General features: G+C 68.2%; 4 protein-coding genes. All 4 read right to left on the bottom strand.

Going from position 1 to position 4,370, the window contains the following annotated elements; genetic code table 11:
- Positions 1-913: PPE family protein (locus ACAG21_RS28045; protein ID WP_370499506.1), on the bottom strand; the 913-nt coding region annotated here is incomplete at its 3' end.
- Between the two features lie 88 nt (positions 914-1,001).
- Entirely contained in the window at positions 1,002-2,237 is a 1,236-nt protein-coding gene (locus tag ACAG21_RS28050) for a PPE family protein (protein ID WP_370499507.1), read from the bottom strand.
- 403 nt (positions 2,238-2,640) lie between these two features.
- Entirely contained in the window at positions 2,641-3,870 is a 1,230-nt protein-coding gene (locus ACAG21_RS28055; RefSeq protein WP_370499508.1) for a PPE family protein, read from the bottom strand.
- A 296-nt stretch (positions 3,871-4,166) separates the two neighbouring features.
- A partial coding sequence (locus ACAG21_RS28060; RefSeq protein WP_370499509.1) for a PE/PPE C-terminal domain-containing protein occupies positions 4,167-4,370 on the bottom strand: 204 nt, incomplete at its 5' end.

Genomic DNA, 4,370 nt, shown 5'->3' on the forward strand with positions numbered 1-4,370 from the left:
CCTTGGGAGCCGCGGACGCCGCGCTGGCGGCCGCACCTCCGAGGGCGCCGGTGCTTTTGGCGATCTGCACACCACTGTTACCCATACCGACGGAGAAGTACGGCAGACCCTCGGTGTTATACGCGAACCCGACGAACGGGCTCAGACCGTTGACGAAGCTGGCGAAACTGCTCGGCAGAATGGTCTGCCCGGTCAGCAGGAACCATGCCTGGGTGAACGGATCCGTGGTGGTGGTGGCGGCCGCAGCCGCGGCGGGTGTCGCCGCGGCCTGCAGGGTGCTGGGTGTCTGAGTGATCGCGTTGGCCGTGGTCTGCGCGGCGTTGCCCGCCGCGGTGCTCGACGCCGCCGAGGTCGCCGCGGCCTGCTTGGCCCCGGCGTCCTGGGTGGACACCTCGGGCGCCGACTTGAACGGGGTCACCTTGGTCGCCGACGACGATTGCCCGGCGTAGTTGTACATGGTACTGGCGTCCTGCGCCCAGAACTGGCTGTATTGGGCTTCGAGTTGCGCGATGACGCCGGTGTTCTGCCCCAGCACGTTGGTTTGCAGAGCCTGGGTCAGCAGCGCCCGGTTCTGCGCGATCACCGGCGGCGGCACCACCGAGGCGAACGCCGTCTCGAACGCCGCCGAGGCTGAGGACAGCTGCTGGGCGGCCTCTTCGGCTTGGGCCGCAGTGGTTTTCACCCACGTCACATACGGCGTCAAAGCCTGCACCGCGGCGGCCGAAGCCGGCCCCAGCCACTGTTCGCTCGACAATTGGGAGATCACGCTCTCGTAGCCCAAAGCGGCCGAATTCAGCTCCGCGGCAAGGGAATTCCACGCCGAGGCCGCCGCGATCAGCGACGTCGAGCCGGCGCCCGCGTATAGACGCGCAGAGTTGACCTCTGGCGGCAACGCTCCAAAATCAATCGACATAGCTGAGCCTCCTGGATGCTGAGCGGACTGCACGGTGGTGTGAATCGCTGGTGGGTAACTGAACGAGGGTGGATCGGGCGGGCACGAGTCATCCTGCCGATGGTGGTCGGATCAGGACGTTGCGTTTGAAGCCGTACTTGTGGGTAAAGCCGGTGGCGGCGCGTCGCCCTGCGCCGGTCATCGGCATGCCTTGCAGGAGGCCGTTGTTGGCGGGTCCGGTGGCGCTGGTGGCGTAGTTGACGGTGGTCGCCTGGATGGCCTGTTCTTCGAGCGCGGCGGGTGCGGCGTTGCCCCACGTGTCGGGCACCGAGAGTCCGCCAACCTTCGCCGAGGACGCCAGGTGGGCGGTGGCCGCGATGCCACCGGGGTGGCCACCGCCCAGCGCTGCCAGGCCGGAAAACTGCGGTGTCGGATACCACGCGCCACTGGCGCCGGCCGTCGATCCCAAACCGAATGTCGTCTGCTGCTGGATGGAATAGCCGAAGGCGCCCAAACCCGTCCCGAAGTAGGGAAGGCCGCTGAGCTGTTTGAAGATAGTCTGCGGGACGCTGGGACCCCATCCCATTGGGTTGTCCGGCGTGGGGATGGTGAACCAATTGGACCACCACGGCGGATTCTGCGCGGCGGCAGCTGGATCGGCCGCCGCAGCCGCGTTCGTCGAGACTTGTTGCGCCGCTTGCGGAACGGCATTGGTGGCGGCCGTTTGCGTGGTGGCGTTGGCTGCGGTCTGCCCGGATTGGCCGGCCGGCTCGGCGGCGGCTTTTGCCACCGCTTGCGCCTGGTTAGTCGTGCCCTCCGGGTCGGTGGTGCGGGGGGCGGGCGTGAACGGGGTCAGTTCCGTTGCGAGCGCCGATGCGGCCGCATAGCCGAACATGGCCGCGGCGTCCTGCGCCCACATCTCCATGTACTGGGCTTCGGTCGCCGCGATCGCCGGGGTGTTCTGGCCGAAGAAGTTGGTCGCGATCAGGGTTGCCAGCAACACCCGGTTGGCCGCGATGACCGGCGGGGGCACCGTCGCCATGAACGCCGCCTCGAACGCGGCCGCGGCGGCCCGGGCCTGCGTCGCGGTCTGCTCAGTCTGAGCGCCCGCCGCACCGAGCCAACTCACGAATGGTGACACCGCTGAAATCATCGACGCCGACGTCGGCCCGATCCACGGCCCGCTGGTCAGTTCGGAAATCACCGAGCTGTAGCCACTGGCCGCGGTGGCCAGCTCGGTTGCCAGCCCATCCCATCCTGCGGCGGCGGCCATCAGCGGGCCCGACCCCGGACCCGTGTACATCAAGGCCGAAGTGATCTCTGGCGGTACGGCACCGTAATCCATCTACGCAGCGCCCGGCTCGAACGGCATGTGTTCCTCGCAACTGGAATTTGTCGACGACCTTGACCGAAATGGTTGGTTGCGAGGCTAAGGCGCGGGGCCCGGCGGCTGCGGCCGTGCGGGTCCGCCGATGAGGCGACAGCCGCGGAGAAGCGTGGCGCTATCCGACAGGAGTACAAGATCACGCCGGTGGTTACCGCATCGCGAATGCGGGCTGTCACCTGGGCGAATGCGAGATGCCGTCGCGTCGCGGCGCCCGCTGAGCGCGAAGGCTGCGCATGACACGAACGGGGAGAGAACCTGACCGACAGATAAAATCCGCTCGCGGATAAAACCCGCGGAGCGCCGCTGAGCGGTGGCGCGTCAGGATCGCAAACGTGCAGCTGGCAGCGGACTCCCCGCGACGCTAGCCGGCGAAGGGCGGCCGGGCCATGACGGTGGGCTTGAAGCCGTAGCGGGGGCCCGCCCCGCCGACGCCATGCGCGCCGCCCATACCGGCCAGGGGCATGCCACCGAGCAGGTTGCCCGACCCGGCTTCGGGAGCCGCGCTGATCGCGCTGACCGGCACGGCCGTGGCATGGCTGATCGCCGGCGCGGCGCCGGTCCACACGGCCGGGACCGACAGGCGCCCGACCGAGCCGGCGTTGCCCAGACCCGCGGCGACCGCCGGTGCTGCATGGGTCGCGCCGCCGCCGAGCATGCCGCCCAAACCGGCCAGGCCCTTGGGTGCCGCGGCGGCCGCGCTGGCGGCCGCACCTCCGAGGGCGCCGGTGCTTTTGGCGATCTGCACACCGCTGTTACCCATACCGACGGAGAAGTAGGGCAGACCCTCGGTGTTGTACGCGAAACCGGCGAACGGGCTCAGACCGTTGACGAACGTGGCGAAGCTGGTGGGCAACGTCGTCTGCCCGGTCAATAGGAACCACAGTTCGGTGATCGGGTCGGTGGGTGTGGCCGCCGCCGCAGCGGCCGCCGCCGGCGTCGCCGCCGACTGCAAGGTGCTGGGTGTCTGGGTGATCGCATTGGCCGTCGAATTCGCGGCATTGCCGGCTCCGGTGGCCGCCGCCGACGACGTCGCCTCACCCTGCTTGGCCTGGCCGGAGGGGTCGGTGACCTCTGGTGCCGATTTGAACGGTGTCACCTTGGTGGCCGACGCCGACTGTGCGGCATAGCGGTACATCGTGGTGGCGTCCTGCGCCCACATTTGAGCGTATTGCGACTCGAGTTGGGCGATCACCCCGCTGTTTTGCCCGAGCGTGTTGGTTGCCATGGCCTGGGCCAGCAGGGCGCGATTTTGCGCGATCACCGGCGGCGGCACCACCGAGGAAAACGCGGTCTCGAATGCCGCCGAGGCCGAGGACAACTGCTGGGCGGCTTCTTCGGCTTGGGCCGCAGTGGTTTTCACCCACGTCACATACGGAGTCAGCGCTTGGACGGCCCTCGCCGAGGCCGGTCCCAGCCACTGCTCACTCGATAGTTGAGTGATCACGTTCTCGTAGCCCGTAGCCGCCGAATGCAGCTCGGCCGCAAGGGAATTCCACGCTGAGGATGCCGTGATCAACGACGTCGCACCCGCGCCCCCATACAGGCGCGCAGAGTTGACCTCTGGCGGCAACGCCCCAAAATCAATCGACATGACTAAGCCTCCCGGATCCTGGTCAGATTGCGCGTGTTGATTCCATCGCGAATAGCCCAGCGGGTCTACGGGTTTCGGCTTGTGACGACGCGCGTTGTCGGGTGTCCGGATCCGTTGCCGCAGCGCGTGACGCGCTGGCAGTCTAGGTTCTGTGACCCGGAACGTGAGAGAGCTACGGCAGGTGAAGCCCGCTCAACCGCAACGGGTTTCGGCCGATCGCGCCGAGTCGGAACAAACAAAATGCACGCATGACGGCCATGCGGCCGTCATGCGTGCATTCGCAATGAATCGAGTGGCTACCCGGCGAACGGCGGGCGGGCCATTACGGTGGGGCGGAAACCGTAGCGGGGGCCGGCGGCGCCGATGCCGCCCTGGCCGCCCATGCCGGCCAGGGGCATACCACCGAGCAGGTTGCCCGAGCCGGCGGCTTCGGGGGCTGCGGTGATGGCGCTGACGGGTACCGCGGCGGCGTGGCTGACCGCCGGAGCGGCTCCGGACCA

The organism is Mycobacterium sp. pR1184, from assembly GCF_041287235.1.
Lineage (GTDB): Bacteria > Actinomycetota > Actinomycetes > Mycobacteriales > Mycobacteriaceae > Mycobacterium.

Bases quoted from the DNA above. Each gene is read 5' to 3' on its own strand.
- ACAG21_RS28055 (WP_370499508.1), bottom strand. From the start codon at position 3,870: ATGTCGATTGATTTTGGGGCGTTGCCGCCAGAGGTCAACTCTGCGCGC.
- ACAG21_RS28050 (WP_370499507.1), bottom strand. From the start codon at position 2,237: ATGGATTACGGTGCCGTACCGCCAGAGATCACTTCGGCCTTGATGTAC.